General features: G+C 37.4%; 21 protein-coding genes. 20 read left to right on the top strand and 1 reads right to left on the bottom strand.

Annotation, left to right across the window (positions count from 1 at the left end; all coding sequences use genetic code 11):
• Positions 1 to 98: 98 nt before the first annotated feature.
• The 12 genes from DS745_RS11885 (at position 99) to DS745_RS11940 (ending at position 13,183) form a co-directional block, all read left to right on the top strand.
• The gene (locus DS745_RS11885; RefSeq protein WP_129078465.1) at positions 99 to 1,001 is read left to right on the top strand and encodes an ABC transporter ATP-binding protein; all 903 of its coding nucleotides are present in this window, start codon (positions 99 to 101) and stop codon (positions 999 to 1,001) included.
• On the top strand, positions 1,001 to 2,602 hold the full coding sequence (locus DS745_RS11890) for an ABC transporter permease (protein WP_129078466.1): 1,602 nt from the start codon (positions 1,001 to 1,003) through the stop codon (positions 2,600 to 2,602). Before DS745_RS11885 ends, DS745_RS11890 begins: the two co-directional genes overlap by 1 nt.
• A 165-nt stretch (positions 2,603 to 2,767) precedes the next feature.
• Complete coding sequence (locus DS745_RS11895; protein ID WP_129078467.1) at positions 2,768 to 2,977, top strand: hypothetical protein; 210 nt, start codon at positions 2,768 to 2,770, stop codon at positions 2,975 to 2,977.
• Positions 2,978 to 3,356: 379 nt separating this feature from the next.
• On the top strand, positions 3,357 to 4,238 hold the full coding sequence (locus DS745_RS11900) for a hypothetical protein (protein WP_129078468.1): 882 nt from the start codon (positions 3,357 to 3,359) through the stop codon (positions 4,236 to 4,238).
• A 155-nt stretch (positions 4,239 to 4,393) separates the two neighbouring features.
• A complete protein-coding gene (locus DS745_RS11905) occupies positions 4,394 to 5,089 on the top strand; it encodes a response regulator transcription factor (protein WP_129078469.1) in 696 nt (231 codons plus the stop codon).
• Positions 5,089 to 6,516, top strand: a complete 1,428-nt coding sequence (locus tag DS745_RS11910; protein ID WP_129078470.1) for a sensor histidine kinase — start codon at positions 5,089 to 5,091, stop codon at positions 6,514 to 6,516. Before DS745_RS11905 ends, DS745_RS11910 begins: the two co-directional genes overlap by 1 nt.
• 48 nt (positions 6,517 to 6,564) lie before the next feature.
• Entirely contained in the window at positions 6,565 to 6,828 is a 264-nt protein-coding gene (locus DS745_RS11915) for a DUF6407 family protein (protein WP_129078471.1), read from the top strand.
• A 126-nt stretch (positions 6,829 to 6,954) separates the two neighbouring features.
• Positions 6,955 to 8,349 carry a tetratricopeptide repeat protein gene (locus tag DS745_RS11920; RefSeq protein WP_129078472.1) on the top strand — a complete coding sequence of 465 codons (1,395 nt, stop codon included), beginning with the start codon at positions 6,955 to 6,957 and terminating at the stop codon, positions 8,347 to 8,349.
• Between the two features lie 184 nt (positions 8,350 to 8,533).
• Positions 8,534 to 9,256 carry a 5-oxoprolinase subunit PxpB gene (pxpB, locus tag DS745_RS11925; RefSeq protein ID WP_129078473.1) on the top strand — a complete coding sequence of 241 codons (723 nt, stop codon included), beginning with the start codon at positions 8,534 to 8,536 and terminating at the stop codon, positions 9,254 to 9,256.
• Positions 9,257 to 9,273: 17 nt separating this feature from the next.
• On the top strand, positions 9,274 to 10,041 hold the full coding sequence (locus DS745_RS11930; RefSeq protein WP_129078474.1) for a LamB/YcsF family protein: 768 nt from the start codon (positions 9,274 to 9,276) through the stop codon (positions 10,039 to 10,041).
• Positions 10,038 to 10,994 (top strand): 5-oxoprolinase subunit C family protein, encoded by a 957-nt coding sequence (locus tag DS745_RS11935; protein ID WP_129078475.1) that lies wholly within the window; start codon positions 10,038 to 10,040, stop codon positions 10,992 to 10,994. Before DS745_RS11930 ends, DS745_RS11935 begins: the two co-directional genes overlap by 4 nt.
• Before the next feature lie 488 nt (positions 10,995 to 11,482).
• Positions 11,483 to 13,183 carry a methyl-accepting chemotaxis protein gene (locus tag DS745_RS11940; protein ID WP_129078476.1) on the top strand — a complete coding sequence of 567 codons (1,701 nt, stop codon included), beginning with the start codon at positions 11,483 to 11,485 and terminating at the stop codon, positions 13,181 to 13,183.
• Positions 13,184 to 13,251: 68 nt separating this feature from the next.
• Here DS745_RS11940 and DS745_RS11945 read toward each other — a convergent pair whose 3' ends face one another.
• On the bottom strand, positions 13,252 to 15,111 hold the full coding sequence (locus tag DS745_RS11945) for a sialate O-acetylesterase (protein WP_129078477.1): 1,860 nt from the start codon (positions 15,109 to 15,111) through the stop codon (positions 13,252 to 13,254).
• Between the two features lie 245 nt (positions 15,112 to 15,356).
• On the opposite strand from DS745_RS11945, the gene DS745_RS11950 reads away from it, so the two are divergent.
• From DS745_RS11950 to DS745_RS11985, 8 genes are all read left to right on the top strand, one after another.
• Positions 15,357 to 16,199, top strand: a complete 843-nt coding sequence (locus DS745_RS11950) for a hypothetical protein (protein ID WP_129078478.1) — start codon at positions 15,357 to 15,359, stop codon at positions 16,197 to 16,199.
• A 150-nt stretch (positions 16,200 to 16,349) separates the two neighbouring features.
• A complete protein-coding gene (locus tag DS745_RS11955; RefSeq protein WP_241657803.1) occupies positions 16,350 to 17,354 on the top strand; it encodes a CAP domain-containing protein in 1,005 nt (334 codons plus the stop codon).
• 127 nt (positions 17,355 to 17,481) lie between these two features.
• Positions 17,482 to 17,952, top strand: a complete 471-nt coding sequence (locus tag DS745_RS11960; RefSeq protein WP_129078479.1) for a hypothetical protein — start codon at positions 17,482 to 17,484, stop codon at positions 17,950 to 17,952.
• 78 nt (positions 17,953 to 18,030) lie between these two features.
• A complete protein-coding gene (locus tag DS745_RS11965; protein WP_129078480.1) occupies positions 18,031 to 18,441 on the top strand; it encodes a hypothetical protein in 411 nt (136 codons plus the stop codon).
• Between the two features lie 17 nt (positions 18,442 to 18,458).
• Entirely contained in the window at positions 18,459 to 19,436 is a 978-nt protein-coding gene (locus DS745_RS11970; protein ID WP_129078481.1) for an XdhC family protein, read from the top strand.
• Positions 19,405 to 20,007 carry an NTP transferase domain-containing protein gene (locus tag DS745_RS11975; RefSeq protein WP_129078482.1) on the top strand — a complete coding sequence of 201 codons (603 nt, stop codon included), beginning with the start codon at positions 19,405 to 19,407 and terminating at the stop codon, positions 20,005 to 20,007. The genes DS745_RS11970 and DS745_RS11975 overlap by 32 nt, the downstream gene beginning before the upstream one ends.
• A 105-nt stretch (positions 20,008 to 20,112) precedes the next feature.
• Complete coding sequence (gene rlmN, locus DS745_RS11980) at positions 20,113 to 21,183, top strand: dual-specificity RNA methyltransferase RlmN (RefSeq protein ID WP_129078483.1); 1,071 nt, start codon at positions 20,113 to 20,115, stop codon at positions 21,181 to 21,183.
• Between the two features lie 158 nt (positions 21,184 to 21,341).
• The gene (locus DS745_RS11985) at positions 21,342 to 21,533 is read left to right on the top strand and encodes a hypothetical protein (protein WP_129078484.1); all 192 of its coding nucleotides are present in this window, start codon (positions 21,342 to 21,344) and stop codon (positions 21,531 to 21,533) included.
• Positions 21,534 to 21,544: the final 11 nt, after the last annotated feature.

Here is a 21,544-nt window from a genome sequence, read left to right on the forward strand (position 1 = left end):
AAACTATTGTCAAATGGCCCTGTTTTGTATATTATGAACTATATAGGTTAAAATATTTCAAAATTTATATAAAAAAGGTCTAGAGGAGGACTTTCACGATGACCATTTTAAAAACAGTCAATGTTACAAAGAGGTTTGGTAAGTTTACAGCATTAGACGGCGTGAATATGGAAGTGAAAAGTGGGGAAGTATTTGGCTTCATTGGTCCAAATGGAGCTGGGAAATCTACGACGATTCGAGTATTACTTGGTATTTTAAAAGCTTCTGAGGGAGAAGCGAAAATTTTTGGTAAAGATGCTTGGAAAGATGCGGTTGAAATTCATAAACGATTATCTTACGTTCCGGGTGACGTAAATCTATGGCCGAACCTCACGGGTGGAGAAGTCATTGATTTATTTATGAAAATGCGCGGGTCATCGAACAACAAGAAACGAGAGGAACTAATTCAAAAATTTGACTTAGATCCATCAAAAAAATGTCGTACCTATTCCAAAGGAAATCGCCAAAAAGTAGCTTTAGTTGCTGCGTTTTCTTCAGATGCCGATCTGTTTATTTTGGATGAGCCAACATCTGGACTTGATCCATTAATGGAAAAGGTATTCCAAGAATGTGTCCTAGAGGCAAAACAAGCAGGGAAGAGCGTTCTCCTTTCTAGTCACATCCTTTCAGAGGTAGAGCGATTATGTGACCGAGTTGGAATTATTCGTCAAGGTAAGATCATTGAGTCGGGAAGCTTACAAGAGCTACGTCATTTAACGAGAACAAACTTAATTATAGAAACGAAGCAATCTATTCCATCTTTAGGTGAACTAAAAGGGGTATATGATCTAGCGATGCAGGATCAAGCATTTTCATTTCAGGTAGACCCTGAAGAGTTAGACGAAGTGATGAAGTATGTAAGTCAATTCGGTCTTCTTAGGTTAGAAAGCTCACCACCAAAATTAGAGGATTTATTTATGCGTCACTATGCATCTGAGCCGGGAGCGGGAGGTGCATCCTAATGTGGAAGCAGCTTTATAATCAGACAGGCAGGCTTTCCCGTTTTATTATACGACGTGACCGAATTCGCCTGCCAATTTGGCTTTTTTCAATCATCGGGATTACGATCCTTACAGCTAATGCATTTACTGGTTTGTATCAATCAGATATAGAGCGCCAGGCAATTGCCGAAACGATGCGTAACCCTGCAATGACAGCAATGGTTGGCCCAGGTTTCGGATTGGATAACTACACAGTTGGAGCAATGATGGCACATCAAATGCTGTTATTTACAGCGATCGCAGTAGCAATCATGAGTATTTTATTAGTTACTCGCCACACGCGGGATGACGAAGAAGAGGGTCGTATTGAACTTGTTCGTTCGTTACCAGTTGGACGGTTATCCAATCTTACTGCAACAGTCATTGTTTTGTTTTCCGTTAATCTACTATTAGCAATACTAGTTGGCTTTGGTTTGTTTGCGTTAGGAATTGAAAGTCTTGATCTAAATGGATCACTTTTATATGGAGCTGGTTTAGGTGCAACTGGTATGTTTTTTACGGCTGTGACAGCTTTATTTGCACAAGCTTCAGGGAATACACGTGGAACCATAGGTTTTTCCTTTGCAATTTTGCTAGTGGCATATTTACTAAGAGCTATAGGGGATGTTAGCAGCGAAATCCTTTCATGGCTATCTCCACTTGGATGGATTATTGGCACTCAGGTGTACGTCAACAATTACTGGTGGCCGATTGGATTAACAGTTGTAGCCTCTTTTGTGGTAGTGGCGATTGCCATGTATTTGAATGCAGCCCGTGATTTAGGAGCTGGTCTATTACCCTCTAAGCCAGGTCGCAAACATGCGTCGAAATTTTTACAAAGCCGGGTAGGCTTACCTTTTCGGTTACAACGAACAGGAATTATCGCTTGGGCGATTGGGATGTTTATTCTAGGAACGTCGTATGGATCAGTGTTAGGAGACTTAGAAACATTTTTAGAGAGCTCTGAAATGATGAGAGAAATGTTACAGGCAATGGATGGTCTTTCATTGACTGAGCAGTATTTAACGATGTTAATGTCTGTCATTTCAATGATTTGTACTGTGCCTGCATTAATGTTTATCCTGAAGCTGAGGGGCGAAGAGAAGCGTAATCATTTAGACCATATCCTTGCCCGAGCAGTTTCTCGCACTCGAGTTATGGGTAGCTATTTATTTCTATCTTTATTCTTTGGATCTTTAATGCTCATTCTTGCTGTGATTGGCTTATGGTCAGCGGCGGCAGCTGTGATGGATGACCCTATTGCTTTTACAACATTATTTCAGGCTGCAGTGGCTTACTTGCCAGCGATGTGGATTATGGTTGGAGTTGCTGTACTTTTGATTGGCGTATTTCCTGCACTGACGAGCTTGACTTGGTTATATCTAGGTTACTCTTTCTTTATTGTATATTTAGGAGGTTTACTTCAATTTCCAGAATGGCTAGGAAAACTATCTCCGTTTGGTCAAACGCCAAAAGTGCCAGTAGAAGAGCTCGAATTTTTCAAGATGGTTATTTTAACAGGAGTGGCGGTTGTTTTGATGGTTATAGGCTTTATTGGTTATAACAAACGTGACATTTCTTAATATTAGGGTAGTAATTCTAGGTGCTTTCTTAGATTACGACCTTTATTTTTTCATGATTCGTTAAAAAACATTTCTAACTTCGGTCATAGTTTGGTCATATTTTTCCTGTAAATTTAAGTTAAGTCCAGAGGGGCTAAATTTAAAACATAAAGGATGGGATTAGGATTGTATAAAAAATTCTTTTTATTGTTAACTAGTATTATATTATCAATAAGTCTATTAGCAGCATGTTCAGGGGAAGGCGAGCCAGGATTTGAAGAGCAACCAGGTGAGTACATGGATAATAACGAAACAGATGCTGGTGCTGAGCTTGACTTAGATACGACAGATGATGAATTTGGTGAAGAAGAGGAAGAAGAGGAAGCAGGGGAATAAGTAAGGTTATTAAGTGAGAAGAAGTAGAGTAATAATAGCAAGGGGAAAAGTAGGTAAGGTTACAATATCAGGGAAAAGTTAGAACAAGGGAGTAAACGTCTCATTGATTAACTGATTTCTCTCGCTTTGATAGTGAGGGAGATCAGTTCTTTTTTTGTCTGTTTTTACATTCTCTAGGACATTGTTAGGTGGCCGCGAAATCTCAAATATGCGATTCTAGCAAAAATAACGGAACGTATGTCCACTTGGGAATTTTGCTTGATCTTTCCAAACTAGTTCATACATCCATAAAAAACATTTCTTAGTTTGAACATAATTTGGTCATATATTTATTTTATGATAAACACAAGTAGTTAAAACGAAAAGAGGAGGAAAACAAATGAAACACAATCCAAAGCAAGGTATGCAACAAAATACTAGAAAGCCAGTTTCAAAGAAACTAATCCCTGTATTACTGTCAGCATCACTATTGACACCTAGTATACTAGCAGGTGGGATAACGACTTCGGCAAAAGAACTAGTTAGTGGCAAACTACTTATGGATCATTCTATTCAATCCTCGTTAACTCATAATAATCAATTACACCTAAGTTCGTTAAAGAAGGATATGAGCCTTTCTAATGATGTAAATGCGAATGTTGAAGTTACAGCAGATGTAGAAGTAAACGCAAACCTTACAGATGACTCAAAAGAAGCTAAATCACGAGTCAACGTTGAAGCTAAACCTCAAGTAACAGTGACTAATGCCGCTGCGACAAAACTGAACACGAACAAAGAAGGATCCACGGGAGAGGTTTTCATCAAAGAGCTTGAAGACAACTGGTTACCTACCTTATTTAAACCGTACTATAGCTTTAGGGATTCCTATAAGGTGTATTTACATTTCTTTTTAACAAGCCAGGCAGAAGTTGCTGCGGAAAATTTACAAGCCGCAACAAAAGTTGAAGCGAAAACAGAGTTTTCAAAAGGGAACTCGTCCAGTAAGAAAGATGTGGAACCAGCAGCAACCAATACTGAGTCATCAGTAACAACCAGCAAAGGTAGCGTGAAATCCGATACAGAAGTTAAGGTAGAAGGTAAACAACCACAGACAGAGGCATCAAAACCAACTAAACCAGAACCGAAAATTGAACTAACAGATATTGGTGACACAGAATATAGGCCTTTAAATGTAGATGCGAAGCTTTGGTTGAACAGCGAGTTACAATTGGGGAACTTGAAATTTAATACGGAAGGCAACGTTTCATTAGATCAAAAGTAGTAGCATGAAACCCTCTCCCGTTTTATATAGATATCTACAGATGTATGAACCCATTATATTGGGTTCATATTTTTTTTATTATCCCCCCTAAAAAATAATGGGGGGTCCGTAAAGTTATGTAACGATAAATCATCTTTTTTGGGAGGCAAAGTATCATGCAACGTTTTAAGGCGTTAGTTGTTGATGACGATTCCAATGTTCGTGAGATTATTCGTATATTTTTTAAACAACAACAAATCGACATCATCGAGGCTGATCAAGGATTGGTAGCGCTTGAATTGGTCGAGAGAGAACTTCCAGATGTAATCATCTTAGATGTAATGATGCCGAACATGGACGGATTTGAGGTGTGTCGAGAGATTCGTAAAAAATTTGATATACCAATTATTATGCTTACCGCAAAAACTGAAGAGTTTGATAGAGTACTTGGGTTAGAGCTTGGAGCAGATGACTATGTAACCAAACCTTTTAGTCCAAGAGAATTAGTTGCGCGCATTAAGGCAATTTTTCGTAGAATGCAACCGAAATCTAATAACGAAATCGCAGAAATGAATTCAATCACCTTTGAAGACATTTCTATTAATATTGATCGCAGAGAAGTTCTTGTGCGTGGAGAAAAAGTAATTCTACGACCGAAAGAATTTGATCTATTAGTATATTTGGCAAAGTCAACAGGTAATGTTTTTACAAGAGAACAGCTCCTCGAACATGTTTGGGGCTATGATTATATTGGTGATATCCGTACCGTAGATGTCCACATTAAGAAGCTAAGGCAAAAGCTACATAGCCTGAAAAAGGAGTGTCTACAAACAGTTTGGGGTGTTGGTTACAAGTTTGAGGTTGAAGGCTAATGTTAGGGATGAACAAAAGCATTTTCCGGCGACTCTTAATTAGTTACATGATCACAATTGTAGTAGGGATTGGGATCGTCGGTATTCTCATGTTCTACTTTACCAACAGCTATATGACAAATGCTAAGCAAGAAGAGTTACTGCGGCAAGGTCGTACAGTAAATGCCAATATTCAAGATACAATGTTTATTAACGATGAGAAGCAAGAAATTCTTGAATTCCTTGATCATTCTTTTGATGCGAGAATATGGATTTTTAATAAAGATGGAAAAATTATTGCAACATCCACTCAAGACGAGGTTTCAATTGGCAAATCGGTGGCTACATCAATTGTTGAGCGGGTATTGCGAGGAGAAAATGTGGTCAGTCGCCTGAAATTTGAAGGCTTATCGGAACCAATGCTGTCTGTGGTTGTTCCTTGGGGAAAGAAGGATCATGTCTATGGAGGTATAGTTCTCCATGCACCACTTAGAGGTTTAAATGAGATTATCGCAAAAACTAGGGAGACAATACTTTGGGCTACGTTATTTGGTATGCTCTTTTCTACCGCTATGGTTTCATATCTATCTTGGACAATTTCGCGGCCATTACAGCAAATTGATCGTGCAGCAGCGAGGATGGCGTTAGGGAATTTTGAAGAACGGATTGATATAAGCTCGGAAGATGAGATTGGTGATCTGGCGGGAACGATAAATATGATGGCTAAGAAACTAGCGAAAATAGATGAAGAACGACAACGAATTGATAATATTCGTAATGACTTTTTAGCAAATATCTCTCATGAATTAAGAACGCCACTTACAACAATGCAAGGGTTTTTAGAAGCATTGCAAGACGGCTTAATAGAAGAAGAAGCTAGACAAAAATATTATGATGTGATGTATGACGAGACAACTCATATGAACCGTTTAGTTGACGATTTAATGGATCTCATTAAATTAGAAAATAAAGAAATCACTCTTTCAAAATATCATATTGATCCAAAAACAATATTGGAAAAAGCAAAAATGAAGTTTGAAAGAGAAGCTAATGAGAAAGAAGTGGAGCTTCACTTAATGATAAACGGGCCATTGCCAAAAGCTTACACAGATCCTGTACGCTTTGAACAAATTATCAATAATCTTCTCAAAAATGCAGTAAAGTTTACCGAGCAAGGTGAAATAACGATTACTGCTGAAGAAGAAGAAGATTATCTTTTAGTTACCATTGCTGACTCTGGTATCGGAATTTCAGAGATGGATCAAGAGTTGATTTGGGAGCGTTTCTATAAAGTAGATCGAGGTAGATCAAGGCAAAACAAAGGAACAGGACTTGGTTTAGCCATTGTAAAAAAATTAGTTGAATTACATGATGGGAAAATTAATGTAGAAAGCAAGATTGGGAAGGGTACTACGTTTAAGATTTGGATCCCATCAGTGAAAGGATAAGTTGGTTTTTTGAAACGATAAAAAATCAATTGAAAGGGAGTAAGAGACATGACATTAAGACAATTTGTATTAGAGAAGATCCGTAACATGGAAAATTTCGATGCAAAAAATCGTAATAGTATTAAAGAGGTAATTCGATTAGCGATTGAGGATTTTCGATTTAAATCAAAGGAAAAGTCTGAGGTATTATATTTAGCCTCTAACGTTGAAGAAAATTTATTATCAAAAATTGCTGAGTTTGCCTTAGGCAGTGAGGAAGAAACAAGCATCGAATCAATTTATGAAGGATACGTTATCGTAAGAAAATACTAGAACGAAAGAAATCGAGAGTCTACTGGCTCTCGGTTTTCTCTTTGCGAAACAGATACTTTTAAATTGGAAATTCATTAAAAAACCAAAACATGGTATAATATAGATAATCTGATAGGGGGTACCGCTATGGAACAAAACGAATTCTTGTTATATGATCACCAAAAACAAATTCGCCTTCAAGCAGAACAAGTATCTTTTTACTTACAAGGGCAAATAATTGAGGCGTTTTGTGAGAAGAATGAGGTTTATTATCTGTTGTTTTACAAAACTAATTTTCTTACAGCGTTCAAACCAACAAGACTTCGCCGTAACTCATACATTGAAAGAGCCTTTAAAAAAGGCCAAGTTTATCCCGCAGACTTTCCCTTTATTCATGAATTACTCTCTTCTAATAATCCGTGCCAAGTAGTAAACTTCGAGCAGTTATTAAGACAGCTCAAAAAAATATACACTCCTCAAGAAAAAGCCCTAATTTTAACCTTCTTAGAATCGTTTATCCCCAAAAAACAGTTGTTTAATGAAATATTAGCGGAGTTTTATGAGCATCGCCGAAATGGACAGATGCTGTTAGGGTACCAAATCATTAGAATTTTGATGGATTTTGCACCTAAGCATAGCCTTATTAAGCAACAAGCAAGTGATAGAAGCTTCAATAAACATGCTTTTTCGTACGATAACAACTGTAGCGATGTTATGGAAAAAGACAGTATATATGCAGAAAAAGTACTTTATTCCCAAAAAGAACAAGAAGAGTCTTACCGCCAACTGGTTGTTCGATATCAAAGTGAATCGCGCTGGCTAGACTTAATGGTCTTGTCTATTTATCAGTTGAAGTTAAGCTTTTCTGAACTCCATTACGCCTCCTTAAAGCAGCTCCTAGAAAAGCATTTTGATGAAACAAAAATAATACAGGTACTAGAACAATTATTTTTCCAACTTCCTAACTTCCTTCCATTACAAAAAGAACTATTTCATTTCTATATCAAAACTCAAGATATTGAAAAGTTATGCAATTTGCTGGACAGTAATAGCTTTCAGTTGAGTAGCTCTCAGGTAAAGAAAATATCAGATATCTTAGAGGGACTAGACTTTGAAAAACACCTGTTAGCGCCTGATGTTGTTCGTTTATTAGTTAAGTCTGTATTGGACATCTATCCTGAAAAAACAGAAAAGCTACTGAGCAAATGTATCATATGGTTACTATCCAATCATGAGCCTGCTTATATTAAAAACTGGTTACAAGCTTTTAGAGAAAATCCAGGTGCACGAAAGATCTATAGTGAGGTTGAAACTATGGAAAAGCTAAACGACGATCTAGATCACATGCAAATCCTAGGACAGTTATACTTTCAATACAAGCAGTTTGAGAAGGCGATTGAATGTTTTAGCTGGGAAATGGAGCTTGAACCTAACAATCCTAAACCTTTACAATGGTTATCAAAAGTTTACCGCGAAAAGGGGATGGCTGAAGAGTCCGATATGTATAGGCAGCTTTGTATAAGCATACAAAAACAAGCATAGAGAGATGTAAGCAGGAGGAAAGGTACACGGAGCCTTTTCTCTTATTTATTTTAACTCGCCACTCATGTTTAGCCGTGTTACAGACTTTTCTTTTCTGTTATGATAGTGAAATATAATCAAAGAGCATATTTTCCAATACGAAAAGTAATATTATGAATTGATAAAAAATAAGGAGGGGTAGTGAATGGTAAAGCATAGATGCTCGCCTCTTGGCGATTCGGCAGTTCGTGTGGCTTTTGGAAATCAAATATCGAAAGAAATTAATCGTGACATTCGTAGTTTTTGTGAGTTACTAAAGGCCGAGCAACCAACTGGTGTGATTGAGTGGACACCGAGCTATACTGCAGTAACCATTTACTATCTACCGAAACTTGCAACCTATGACGAAATTGTTGCCCAAGTTAGTGAACTATTAGCTAAGATTGACCAAGTCACCATATCAAAATCGAGGAGAGTCTTTGTTCCGGTTTGCTATGGTGGAGAGTATGGACCAGACATAGCTCAAGTGGCAGACCATAACGATTTATTAATGGAAGACGTCATTAAAATACATACAGCTGAAAATTATCTAGTGTACATGCTCGGATTTACACCTGGCTTTCCGTATTTAGGAGGGATGTCAAAAGCGATTTGTACACCACGACAAGCGGTACCGCGAATGAATGTACCGGCCGGCTCTGTTGGCATTGCTGATGAGCAAACGGGGATTTATTCACTATCAACTCCTGGAGGTTGGCAAATTATTGGCCGAACACCATTAGTTTTGTATGATGGACATAGGGATAAACCTGCGTTATTCGAAGCCGGGGACTATATCAAATTCTGTTCAATCAAACAGAGTGAATATCAAAAAATAGAATTCTTAGTAGAAAGAAACATGTATGAGTTGCAGTATGATTTTTTTTGAAGAGTAGAGGTGTTTAAATGCTGAAAATTGACTTGAATAGTGACCTAGGTGAGAGCTTTGGTCACTATAAAATTGGCCAAGATGAAGAAGTGCTAAAGTTAATTACGTCAGCCAATATTGCTTGTGGTTATCATGCTGGTGATCATAATGTCATGGCTCAGACTGTAAAAATAGCAGTTGAAAATAACGTTGCTATAGGTGCACATCCAGGCTATCAAGATCTTATCGGTTTTGGTAGGAGAAATATTCAAACAAGTCCAAGAGATATATACCATTCAATGATTTATCAAATTAGTGCGCTACAAGGCTTTTGTCACATACATAATGTCAAAATGCAGCATGTGAAGCCGCATGGCGCATTATTTAATATGGCATCGGTTGATAAAGATGTCGCAGAAGCGATTGCTGAAGCGGTCTATGATTGTGATCCTACTTTACTTTTATTTGGATTATCTGGTGGTGAACTTGTCCGTGTAGGAGGCAAATTAGGCTTAACAGTTGCAAATGAAGTTTTTGCTGACAGAACCTATCAACCAAACGGAACACTAACACCCAGAACAGAAGCTAATGCCATGATCGAAGATGTCAACGTTGCTGTGGAAAGAGTGATAACGATGGTTGAAAAAGGAGTAACGACAGCAGTCGATGGAACGGTTATTCCTTTAAAAGCTGATACAATATGTGTTCACGGTGACGAACCAAAGGCACTTCTTTTTGTAAAACAGCTTCACCAAGCGCTTAACAACCATGGAATAATCCTAGAAGCAATTGGAGCGAGGAAATGAGTCGAGCCATTTTTCGGATAGAGAAACCGGGCTTGTTGACAACGATCCAGGATCTTGGAAGGTACGGCTATCAACGGTATGGAGTTGTTGTATCTGGAGTGATGGATCAGTTTGCTCATCGGGTTGGTAATCTACTTGTAGGGAACACAGAAGAATGTGCAACCTTAGAAGTTACCATGATGGGACCTATGATAACAGTTTTAGAAGATACTGTTATTGCAATTACAGGGGCGGATTTGTCTGCAACAATTGATGAACAGCAAGTAGTGCTTTGGAAATCTTTCGTGGTAAAAAAAGGACAAATCATATCTTTTGGTCAACCTAGGCGAGGTGTTAGAGCATATATTGCAGCTGCTGGTGGCTTTGAGGGAAGTGATGTCTTAGGTAGCAAAGCAACGTATATAAAAGCTAAAATGGGTGGCGTAGCAGGAAGGAACCTTCGTAAAGGTGATGTATTATTTTGCGGAGACGATGAATTTAGGAAATTATTCAGTCGTCGAAGTATTAATCCTGAGCTGATCTCTCATTGTTATAGTTCAGGTCCAATTCGAGTTATTTTAGGACCTGATGAAAACAGCTTTACTAAAGAAGGAAAAGCAACATTTTTTAGTGGCGAGTATGAAATCACTCGGGAGATTGATCGAATGGGCTATAGGTTATCAGGTCCAATCATTACGCATCAAGGAAAAGCAGATATTATTTCAGATGCGATCACTGTTGGAACGATCCAAGTACCAGCAAGTGGTCAACCTATCATACTTTTCGCTGATAGACAAACATCTGGTGGCTATCCGAGAATAGGTACGGTTATTACTGTAGATATCCCTCGTTTGGTTCAACAAATGTCTAGGACAAAGATTTCCTTTGTAGAAATTAGTATTGAAGAAGCTCAACAGTTATTGTTAAAGCAAGAGCGAGTGATGAGGTCTTTAGCAATAGCTGCATTACGATAGATAGTGAAGGGTCGCGTGGTGAAAACCGCGCGACTTTTTTAGGTTATTGAAAATTATAGGCTGTTTTCGCAAAGTTTGTTGCTTTCGTAAAAATCCCAAAAGCCGGACTTTTACACAAATTACTAAGAATTCACCACTAATTTAGTAAGTAATGCTCTTTTCTTACATAATTTTTTGGCTGATATCTTCATCTAAGGTATTTTTCCGATAATTTTAGGATAGAAAAGCCACAATGTATACGAAAAGAGCCAAATTATAAAAAGAAAAGGTTTGAATTTTCCGCTCAAAGGGTAAATACCGATATGAGTTTGGTTATTTTTACCTATTGTAAAATTAATTTATCTTATATATACGATTTTTTCTATTACTACTTGCCTATAACTTCTTCCCTAATTGTTTTTAGTTTACAAGTTGTATTAGTTTTGTATAGTATATTTATATTAGTTGTACAGTTTTAGTTTTGGATAAAAACAATTGGAGGAAAGAATATGAAGTTAACGATAAAGACAAAATTGCTGTTATTATTCTCAGTATCTTTTATTTTAGGAACATTGATCATTGGTTTTATTAGTGTCTACTACATCAAAAAAGAAACTTTAGAAGTAGCCCGCGAGAAGTTGCTTTCAGACTTAGCATTAGGAGCTGTGTATCTGGACGAAAAATACCCTGGAAATTGGTCGATTAAAGATGACTCGTTATATAAGGGAAATGTCAATATGAGCGAGAATTATGAGGTTGTAGATAGGGTTGGTGAAGCGACAGGTGGTACAGTGACAATTTTCCAAGAAGGTGTAAGAATTGCCACAAATGTTCGAAATGAAGATGGGACTAGGGCTGTTGGTACAAGCGTATCAAGTATTGTAGCAAAAACAGTACTAGAAAACAGGGAAACTTACATAGGTGAAGCAAATGTTGTTGGAACAATTAATCAAACTGCGTATCAACCGATATTTGACTCAAGTGGTGAAGTAATTGGAATGTGGTATGTTGGGGTTCCAAATACCCCCTACGAGAGAATTGTAGCTCATTTTCAACAGGTTATTTTTCTAATTATTTTGTTCGAAATTATTCTTTTCATTATTATTTTTGCAATCCTTTTATCTAGACAGACGAAACCGATTACAGACGCAGCAGCTGTCATTGAAAAAATTGCAGAAGGTGATTTAAACATTTCTGAATTAGAAGTGAAAAGTAATGATGATGTGGGACGTTTAGTAACCTCTGTAAATAAGCTACTTATTGACTTTAACAATACAATTGCAAGTGTGCGAAACGCATCTGAGCAAGTAGCTAGTTCTTCAGAAATGTTAACAACAAATGCTGAAGAAAGTACGAAAGCTGCTGAGCAAGTTGCCACTATTGCAATAACATCATCAGAAAGAGCAGAAGAACAATTAAAAAGCTTAAATTTAGTAACAGAAGCAGTTCAACAGATGTCTGTAGATCTAGATCAAATTACGAATAGTAGCGAAAAGATGTTACATTCATCGGAGAAGACCTTACAAGCATCGCAAAAAGGATTCCAATCTGTTTCTACTGTAGTCGAGCAAATGAATCGAATAAAAAATTCTGTTGAGGATACATCGGAAATCATAAGTGAGTTAGGGGAAAAAACGAGAGAAATTGGCTCAATAACCGCATTGATCGCTAACATAGCTGACCAGACAAATCTCTTAGCACTAAATGCAGCGATTGAAGCAGCGCGTGCTGGAGAGAGTGGGAAAGGATTTGCTGTTGTTGCTAAAGAGGTTCGAAAGCTTGCAGAAGAAAGTAGATTGTCTGTGGAGCAAATTGATCAGATGGTTGTAACAATTCAAACGAAAACGAATGCTGCAATCTCTGCTATGCTTGAAGAAACTGAACTAGTGAACTCGGGAATTGAGTACTCAAAAGAAGCAAGTGCCTTATATAGTGAGATTGAAGAAGCGATTATTGATGTTTCGAATAGAGTAAAAGTGGTCACAAACTCAGTACAAAAAATTAGTGACGTGAGCACTGGAATTGTTCAAGAAGTAGAAGCTGTTCAGGAAATAGCTATTAATACAACCTCAACAAGTCAGGAATCGGCAAGTGCTTCACAAGAACAATTAGCCATCATGGAAGAAGTGGCGGCATCAGCTCAAACCCTGACTTATCTAGCATCAGAAGTAGATGGAATAGTTGGAACTTTCAAGTTGAAAGGTGCTTAAAATATTGCAGTTATAGTCACAAAAAAAGAGACAACCCTTTACAAATAAAGGAGTGTCTCTTATTTTCTTTAGTTAGTTTCTGTAGTAAACGGTGAAGCCGGCAACCCTTCTTTATTATAAAGGTTTGCTCCGTCGGGGTTGTTTGCCCAGGCGTAACGTACATGTTTTGGCCCGCTAATTTGTTCATGACTAACAACAATCTTATCATCTACTATTGTTGCAGTTGCAGGTAGAAATATGCCGTCTTTCCCACAAATTGTAAACTGCTTTAGGTTACCATTTTTTGCAGCTAGACCGCTTCCGACATGATCAAGTGTAAGCTGAATAGAGTTATCGACACGTTCAATCTCCTGATAGATAGGCCCGCTAAAAACGATGTCTTCTTCGTAAGCTAGCTTTCGGGCACATAATGCAAGACGTTTTCCTACTGTCTTTTTATCCTGTGGATGTAGTTCGTTATATTGCCCAAGATCAATGGTCACAGCCATCGCTGTATTTGGAATTTCCAGAGCCTTTCGTTGTTCTTCACGAAGAATGGCCCAGTTATTTGAAACCTCAGTTTCACCTGGGTCAAAATTCGCCAGTTGAGTATAAATAAAAGGAAACTCATCTATCTGCCAATTATTTCTCCAGTCGTTCACTAACGCATGAAATAACTTAGTGTATCCTTCAGGCTGATTTGTATTTGATTCCCCTTGGTACCAAAGTACGCCTTTCATGGGATAATTTTTTAGTGGGGCGATCATGGCATTGTAAACACCAGATGGCTTGTATTGAAAAAAGGTAGGAGACTCAAGAGTATCCGTCACAACACCAACTTTATATTGCCAAGTACCTTCTAAATTTAGTTCCTGCCCATTGGCCATTAGCTTATAAGGCATATCTTTAATGAATTCACCGGTTGTTTGTGTGCTAATGACACGTACTGTGATAGAATTCTTCCCTGGTTTTAAAATTCCGCTCGGGAGATGGTACCTTCTAGGAGGGTATCTATAACCAGTTGAACCAATCTTTGTCCCATTTACATACGTTTCGTCAGCGTCGACAATTGTACCAAGTGCCAGTTTGGCTTCGCCTTCTAGCATGGAAGCAGGAACTTCAACTTCTTTTCTAAACCAGACCGATCCTCTTATTTGTTCAAGTTCCGTTCCTTTCCATGAATTTGGTATCTCAATAGCTTTCCAATCAGTTGCTTTATGGGAAGTCGAAAACCAACCTGTGTTCTTTAACCCAGGATCGTTTTCATTTAAATATTGATACCAAAGGTCTTGGCGCTTTTGATCGCTCGATTTCGTTGAAGCAATGTATGAGTCATTTTTACTTAGGTCTAATTCTGCTTCATAGCCACCGATTTCCCGTAAAGTTTTCTCGCTGATCCATGCCTCAATTGGTGTACCACCTACAGCTGCCATAATTAAACCTAAGGGAACACCGTTTTTTTCATATATTTCTTTAGCAAAAAAGTATCCAACTGCACTAAACTTCATAATGTCATCGCTAGTAGCTTTCATCCAGACATTGCCGACTAGCTCTTGTTTTGGTTCGTGAAAATCATAGGTTTGAGGAACATTGTATTGACGAATAAATGGCTGATTTACTTCCTTAATTTCATCTAAAAATAAATCAAGTGTCCGACTAACGGGTAATTCCATGTTTGATTGACCACCGAGTACCCATACATCACCAACAAGAATATCATTAATTTCTTTTTTCTCCTCTTCTGATGCAATAACCATATGAAAAGGTCCACCAGGCTCTAGTGGCTCAAGAGTAATTGACCAATCTCCTTTATTATCTGCAGTTGTCTCGTATGACTTTCCTAAAAAAGTAAGGATTACTTTATGTAAATATGTAGTTTTTCCAGTTATGTTAAGTTGTTGATTACGTTGGAGGACCATGCCGTCGCTAATGATGCTAGAAAGTTTCATAAGTTACCTACCTTTCATGCGCTTATTTTGATGTGTTTATCATAGCTAAATATATGGGGAACAGCAAAGTTTTTTTCGACACTTTAAAGATCTATTTTCTATGTAAGGAGATACTTATAGATCAATGTTTGTAATTCCTTTTAAAATTTAGTAAATATATTTTTAATTTAAAACCAAATTAAGATAGTGGAACACTTTTTAATGCAAATGAGTACTTAATTCTCTAGTGAAATGAGGAGTAAAATATGAACCTAAAAAGAAAAAAACACTTGTTACCATATGCTCTTTTACTCATCATTCATTCGGTGCTGCTTTTCTATACGTTTTATAAAAATAAAGATCGGAAAAGATTATTCATTTTACTTGTATCGAATATTGGATTGGCATACTTTTTTGAGTATTTTGTCGTCAATCTTTTTAATGGTTATTCCTACAAGCCAGGTGTATTTAAAAATAATTATATAGATAAGATTATGGGGGCAATATTGTCACAAGCAATCTATGTTCCATTCACAGCTCTTTTCATTACAGCATTTCGTTTAGGTTGGAAGTATAAATTAGTAACAGTTATTTATTTTGGGGTAGTTGAAGCGTTCTATGTTCGTTTAGGAATTTACACTCATATGTGGTGGAGGACAATTTATACAGTTTTCTTGCTACCGATATATTTCTTTATAAGTGACAAATGGTATGAACAATTAAAGAAAGGAAACCCAGCTATACAATTTTTTTCTTTGTATCATTTTATTGTGGTGACTTGTGTCAATGTATTATTTATCAAAGCTGTAAGAAACAAAGTGAAGTTTGGACGTGGCTATTTTCATTCTTGGCGTGAACATTTTATCTTAGTCCCCTTATATTCCATGGTCATAGCTCTATTCTCAGCCTGGCAGTTAAAAGATAGCAAAGGTTACAACATTGGAAAAGTAATGGGGTTTCAATTAATAATTGATAACGTATTGGAAAGAGGTAGTTGGCTGAAGGTAAATGGTGAACATAAACTAAATCATTACTTGTCACAATTAACAATGTCAATTTTATCAATATTTTATCGAGATTTAGTTTATAAAAATAAAGCTAACTCTTGAGTCGATTCCAACTGAACTCGTATAACTATTAAAAACAAAATTTTGCTTTATTACTCCCTATTTTACTGTTATTTACCATGACATACTTTTCTCATGTCGGTAGAAAATATATGTGTATAAACTAAAACAATAAAAAAGGGAGCTTTCTATATGAAAATAAAACATATTGGGTTATTAATAATCGTGTTACTTACCCTAACAGTCGTTGGTTGTAATATGAACGCAGCGCAAGAAAATCGAGCAGTACAGCCTTTAGGAGAGTTTTGGGCTGGAGGAAACCAAACCGTTGATGATTATCGAATAAATGAAGATGAGCAATTGATGGGTCGTGGCCATGTAGACGCACAAATGGACCAATACGGTAGTATTTCAAATGCTAACACGGACATCCCTAGTAATCAGTACCCACATACAAAGGCAGTTCAAATTCAACAAGCAAAATATAAGTTTGTTGTAAGTGGTGGCGTAAATGTTCAGCACGGTAAACAGGGTACATGGCAAAAACCAGGACAAGCAGCAGCACCGGCTCCTACACCGGCACCAGAACAAGCTGCACCAGAAGCGCCAGCTACTCAGGAAACTCCTGAGCCACAACCACAAGCGCCTGTTGAGCAACCAGAGGCGGCAACACCTCAACCAGCTCAACAACAGCCAGCTCAACAACAACCTGCTCAACCGCAACAACCAGCTCAACAACAGCCAGCTCAACCGCAACAACCAGCACAACAACAACCAGCACAACAGCAAGAAGCGGCACCGAAACAAGCTACTGCCGGAATTAGTGATGCTGCTGCAAAAGTAATTGAGCTGACAAATGCTGAGAGAAGAAAAAATGGCTTGCCAGACTATCAAGCGGATGCACAATTAAGTGGTGTAGCAAAAGTGAAATCTGATGACATGCAGCAAAATAACTACTTTTCACATACAAGTCCAACGCACGGTTCTCCGTTTGATATGATTAGGGACCACGGTGTTTCTTACCGAAGTGCTGGTGAGAATATCGCCCAAGGGCAGCGTACTCCTGAACAAGTTGTACAAGCGTGGATGAATAGTGAAGGGCATCGTAAAAATATCATGAGTGCAGACTTTACCCATATCGGAGTTGGCTACAACGAAAATGGACACTACTGGACACAAATGTTTATAAAAAAATAATAATGGATTAAAAGATGATCCTCTGGGTCATCTTTTTATATTACTCGAATAAAATGGTAATGACAGCCAAATATAGATGCACCAGATCCTAACACTAGGCGTCAATTTGGATAAGGAGAGGTTATAAATGAGATTTACTGTGCGATATATTCCGTTACGTAAGATCAAACCTGATCCTTCATTAAAAATGACGAACCATATCAAAAAGTTAAGAAGGTTAATGTGGGATTGCATGAATATTTTAGTCGTTAAAAAAAATAGTGAAGATGGCAGCTATAGCATTTTAACAGGCTTAGATCGTTACGAACACCTCAAAAAAAACGAAAAAAACATCTATGCACCTTGTATTGTAGATGAAAGTAAGTCCTCTATGCTTAAAACATGGTTACATCGTATCCGCAATAAACAGCCACTTGACGATTATCCAATGGTTCCGAAAAGCTGGTCTATTGTTAAGTCATTTATAAAACAGGAGCCTCGTTTTGAAAAATTATCTAGAACTCAGCAGCTGAAAGTACTTATTATAGCAGTTCGCTATAAAAAAACAGTGGTCTCATCAATGAAGAAGAAGGTCGATCAATTGGTGAAAAAATATTAATAAGTTGTAGGAGTATGAATTATAAGTTCTTACTCCTTTTTTGTGGGTAACCCTAAAAAAAATTTGTGGGGGCGTACAATGAGACATATCAGATTAATAGTACTTCTCGCATTCTCTGTTGTGTTGGTTGGTTGTATCCAGGAAGAAGTAAAAGCTAGAGGACAAGGCAAGTTTTGGGATGTGGAACTTACATTTATTTTAGCTAAAGATTATGAAGAAGAGAGTGGTTCGTTGCTATATAAAGGCAATGAAGATGTAAGTAATTTCAGCTATGAAATTACTTATCCACCAGAATTAGGTAGAGGTTCTTCTGGAACAAGAAACGAGATTGATCCTGGAACAAAGTATTTTCTTCTAGGGAAATCCTCATCAAATAGAGGTAGTAATAAAGAGGTTATGCAAAACGCAATTAAAAAAATGAAAGTAGAAATAAGGTGGGAAACGGTTGGAGGAGACAGCTATGAGGAGATTATTACGATAGATCGTTAAAACGGGGGGAGTCTAGTATGAACGCTTACGATATGTTCAACGTGATATTGAATTCTAACCAAGCCATTGTGTTAGCTACAATTATAAAAGTTGAAGGTTCCTCCTACCGAAAAGAAGGGGCAATGTTACTTTGTATGGAAGATGGATCACACGTAGGGTTAATTAGTGGTGGTTGTTTGGAACGTGATTTAGTTGAGAAAGCGAAAATCGTTTTCTTAGATGGAATTTCACGTACCGTTACTTATAATTTAGCTGATGAGGATGATTTGTCTTGGGGACAAGGAAGTGGTTGTAACGGTGTGATAACAGTACTCTTAGAATTAGTTGATATGAACTATAAAGCTCATCTGAAGAGAGTTCAACAACTTCTTAGTGAAGGGATATCTGTCCAACATACAAAGTATCTAACTGAGAATGGAACTGTAGTAAAGTACGGTTTTAGCACGGGAACAGAATCTGTTGAGTGCCTTGAGGATGTAGAAAACACTTCATTTATTTTTCAGCAGGTGTTTCGGCCTAAACCACGTTTAATTATTTTTGGAGCGGGCATTGATGCTAGGCCCCTGGGTCAGTTTGCTTATCAGAGTGGATTTGAGACGATTATTACGGATTGGCGACCGGCCTTCTGTCAAAAAGAGTTCTTTCCTGGTGCAACCCAAACCATAGTTGCATACCCAAACGAATTTACTAAAGATTTTGTATATAGAAGAGATGATATTGTCGTGATAATGACTCACAATTTTCGTCGGGATGAAGAGATCTTAGCAAAATTGCTGAAGGAAGAATTGCTGTACATTGGTATATTAGGTCCTCGGCAACGAACGTTACGATTGTTAAAAAATCAAGACGATATAGAAAGGATCCATTCGCCAGTAGGGTTACCAATTGGTGCTGTTGGCCCTGAAGAAATAGCGATAAGTATAATGGCAGAAATAATTAAGGTTGTGCGTAAGGGGGAAGAGGATGATAATTGGTATTTATCTAGCAGCAGGTAAAAGTAGCAGGATGGGTTCTGATAAACTTGCTCTTCCCTTTGGAAGTGGGTCATTAGGAAGTGCTGCATTACATACAGCGCTTCAATCAAACCTAGACAAAGTCATCTTAGTAACAAAAGATGTAGGTCAGCTTCAGTGGGTACATAGTACCGTTTGGGTAAATGAAAAATTGGTACACATCAAGTGTGAAAAAGCAGAAGAGGGGCAAGCAGAGTCAATTAAATGCGGATTAAAAGTAGCACAACTATACAAGGCTACGTCAGTGATCATCTTGCTGGCAGATCAACCACTTATTGAAAAAGAGCAGATAGATTATTTGATCTTTTTAGCAAAGCGGAATAGTCCTAGCTATATTGCTTGTAGTTTTAACGAAATCGCTCGACCCCCAGTGTTATTTCATTCGAAATTATTCTCTAAAATCGCTCAATTACAAGGTGATCAAGGAGCTCGAAAGATCATTCGTGAAGATCCTAGTGGGCTGAAGATAGAGTATCAAAACGAGAGGCAGTTTCTTGATGTCGATACGTCTAGTGATTATGAAAAAATAAAGAAAATTATTCAGTTAAGGTAATTTTCTTTTTTTGCCAGTTGCAAACCGTTTGCTTGTTACGTTTCTTTTCAGTAGAATAGGGTAGAATCTGAACTAATCGCTATGTTTTTGAAAAGAGGGTAAGTAATGAGCAAACCATCCATTTATGGATTTACAATAGAACAATTAGCAGCATGGCTAATTGAACAAGGACAGAAGAAGTCACGGGCATTACAAGTATGGGACTGGCTTTACCGTAAGCGAGTTACAGAGTTTCAGGAAATGGTGGATATTCCTGAAGAATGTATTCAGTTACTAGCTGATCATTTTTCCATCTACACAATGGAAGAACATATAAAGCAACAAGCCACAGACGGTACGATAAAATTCTTGTTTAAACTCCAGGACGGCAACTTAATTGAGACAGTTTTGATGAGACAACGCTACGGATTATCGGTTTGTGTAACAACACAAGTAGGCTGTAATATTGGTTGTAGTTTTTGTGCAAGTGGTTTACTTACGAAAACTCGTGACTTATCGAGTGGTGAGATTGTTGAACAGGTTATGAAGGTACAACACCACCTAGATGAATTTGAACAGGGGAAAACAGTAACTCATGTGGTAGTAATGGGTATTGGTGAGCCATTTGATAACTTCGATAACATGGTCGATTTTATTGATATTATTAAAGATCAAAAAGGCTTAGAGTTGGCACCGAAGAACATTACCGTTTCAACGAGTGGGCTGTCAGAAAAAATCTATCAGTTTGCGGATTTAAATCTGCAAGTTCATCTGGCAATTTCTCTACACGCACCTAATAATGAATTACGGACGAAGATTATGAAAATTAATCGTGCAATTCCATTAGAAAAACTAATGGCAGCCATGGACTATTATATAGAAAAAACAAATCGCCGTGTCATGCTAGAATACATTTTATTGCGTGGGGTAAATGATCAAGAAGAACAGGCTCTCGAACTAGCCGAATTACTTGGCGATCGTGGCAAAAAAGTATCTGTTAACTTAATCCCATATAATCCTGTTAATGAGCATGATCAATATCAACGAAGCGAGCCTGATGACGTGTTTGCCTTTTACACAGTACTTAGAGACAAAGGCATTAGTGCAAGCATCCGTAAAGAACATGGCACTGAGATTGATGCAGCATGTGGGCAACTACGAAGTAAACAAATTAATAAAACGAAGGCCAAATCTTAATGGTTTGGTCTTTTGTCTATTCTAAAAGAAGATTAAAAAAGTAGAAAAGTAATCAAAAAAAATAGTGTTTAATTTTATTTGTTGTCATATATCTCCTATAGAGGGTATAGATGACGGTTAAAAGTACCCAGACACTTTAACGAAATGGGTGAGGGAAATTGGTAAATGTTGTTTACTATGCAAAAGGTGATATTTTATTAAGTCAGTTATTAAATGAAGTACCATTGGAAGGACAAGGAATAAAGATTAAGGGGAAAAAAGGGGAAGTTCTACGTGTAGAGAAAATTAATGAAAAAAAATACCACGTACAAGTAGAATTTTTGAAAGAAGATAAAAATAAAAAGAAGTAAACCCAAAAGTA

It is taken from the genome of Anaerobacillus alkaliphilus (assembly GCF_004116265.1).
GTDB classification, from domain to species: Bacteria; Bacillota; Bacilli; order Bacillales; family Anaerobacillaceae; genus Anaerobacillus; species Anaerobacillus alkaliphilus.

Excerpts from the sequence above, each read along its gene's own strand:
- rlmN (WP_129078483.1), top strand. The coding sequence starts at position 20,113 with ATGAGCAAACCATCCATTTATGGATTTACAATAGAACAATTAGCAGCA.
- DS745_RS11905 (WP_129078469.1), top strand. The coding sequence starts at position 4,394 with ATGCAACGTTTTAAGGCGTTAGTTGTTGATGACGATTCCAATGTTCGT.
- DS745_RS11890 (WP_129078466.1), top strand. The coding sequence starts at position 1,001 with ATGTGGAAGCAGCTTTATAATCAGACAGGCAGGCTTTCCCGTTTTATT.
- DS745_RS11920 (WP_129078472.1), top strand. The coding sequence starts at position 6,955 with ATGGAACAAAACGAATTCTTGTTATATGATCACCAAAAACAAATTCGC.
- DS745_RS11960 (WP_129078479.1), top strand. The coding sequence starts at position 17,482 with ATGAGATTTACTGTGCGATATATTCCGTTACGTAAGATCAAACCTGAT.
- DS745_RS11910 (WP_129078470.1), top strand. The coding sequence starts at position 5,089 with ATGTTAGGGATGAACAAAAGCATTTTCCGGCGACTCTTAATTAGTTAC.
- DS745_RS11940 (WP_129078476.1), top strand. The coding sequence starts at position 11,483 with ATGAAGTTAACGATAAAGACAAAATTGCTGTTATTATTCTCAGTATCT.
- DS745_RS11915 (WP_129078471.1), top strand. The coding sequence starts at position 6,565 with ATGACATTAAGACAATTTGTATTAGAGAAGATCCGTAACATGGAAAAT.
- DS745_RS11975 (WP_129078482.1), top strand. The coding sequence starts at position 19,405 with ATGATAATTGGTATTTATCTAGCAGCAGGTAAAAGTAGCAGGATGGGT.
- DS745_RS11970 (WP_129078481.1), top strand. The coding sequence starts at position 18,459 with ATGAACGCTTACGATATGTTCAACGTGATATTGAATTCTAACCAAGCC.
- DS745_RS11950 (WP_129078478.1), top strand. The coding sequence starts at position 15,357 with ATGAACCTAAAAAGAAAAAAACACTTGTTACCATATGCTCTTTTACTC.
- DS745_RS11955 (WP_241657803.1), top strand. The coding sequence starts at position 16,350 with ATGAAAATAAAACATATTGGGTTATTAATAATCGTGTTACTTACCCTA.
- DS745_RS11965 (WP_129078480.1), top strand. The coding sequence starts at position 18,031 with ATGAGACATATCAGATTAATAGTACTTCTCGCATTCTCTGTTGTGTTG.
- pxpB (WP_129078473.1), top strand. The coding sequence starts at position 8,534 with ATGGTAAAGCATAGATGCTCGCCTCTTGGCGATTCGGCAGTTCGTGTG.
- DS745_RS11935 (WP_129078475.1), top strand. The coding sequence starts at position 10,038 with ATGAGTCGAGCCATTTTTCGGATAGAGAAACCGGGCTTGTTGACAACG.
- DS745_RS11945 (WP_129078477.1), bottom strand. The coding sequence starts at position 15,111 with ATGAAACTTTCTAGCATCATTAGCGACGGCATGGTCCTCCAACGTAAT.
- DS745_RS11900 (WP_129078468.1), top strand. The coding sequence starts at position 3,357 with ATGAAACACAATCCAAAGCAAGGTATGCAACAAAATACTAGAAAGCCA.
- DS745_RS11930 (WP_129078474.1), top strand. The coding sequence starts at position 9,274 with ATGCTGAAAATTGACTTGAATAGTGACCTAGGTGAGAGCTTTGGTCAC.
- DS745_RS11885 (WP_129078465.1), top strand. The coding sequence starts at position 99 with ATGACCATTTTAAAAACAGTCAATGTTACAAAGAGGTTTGGTAAGTTT.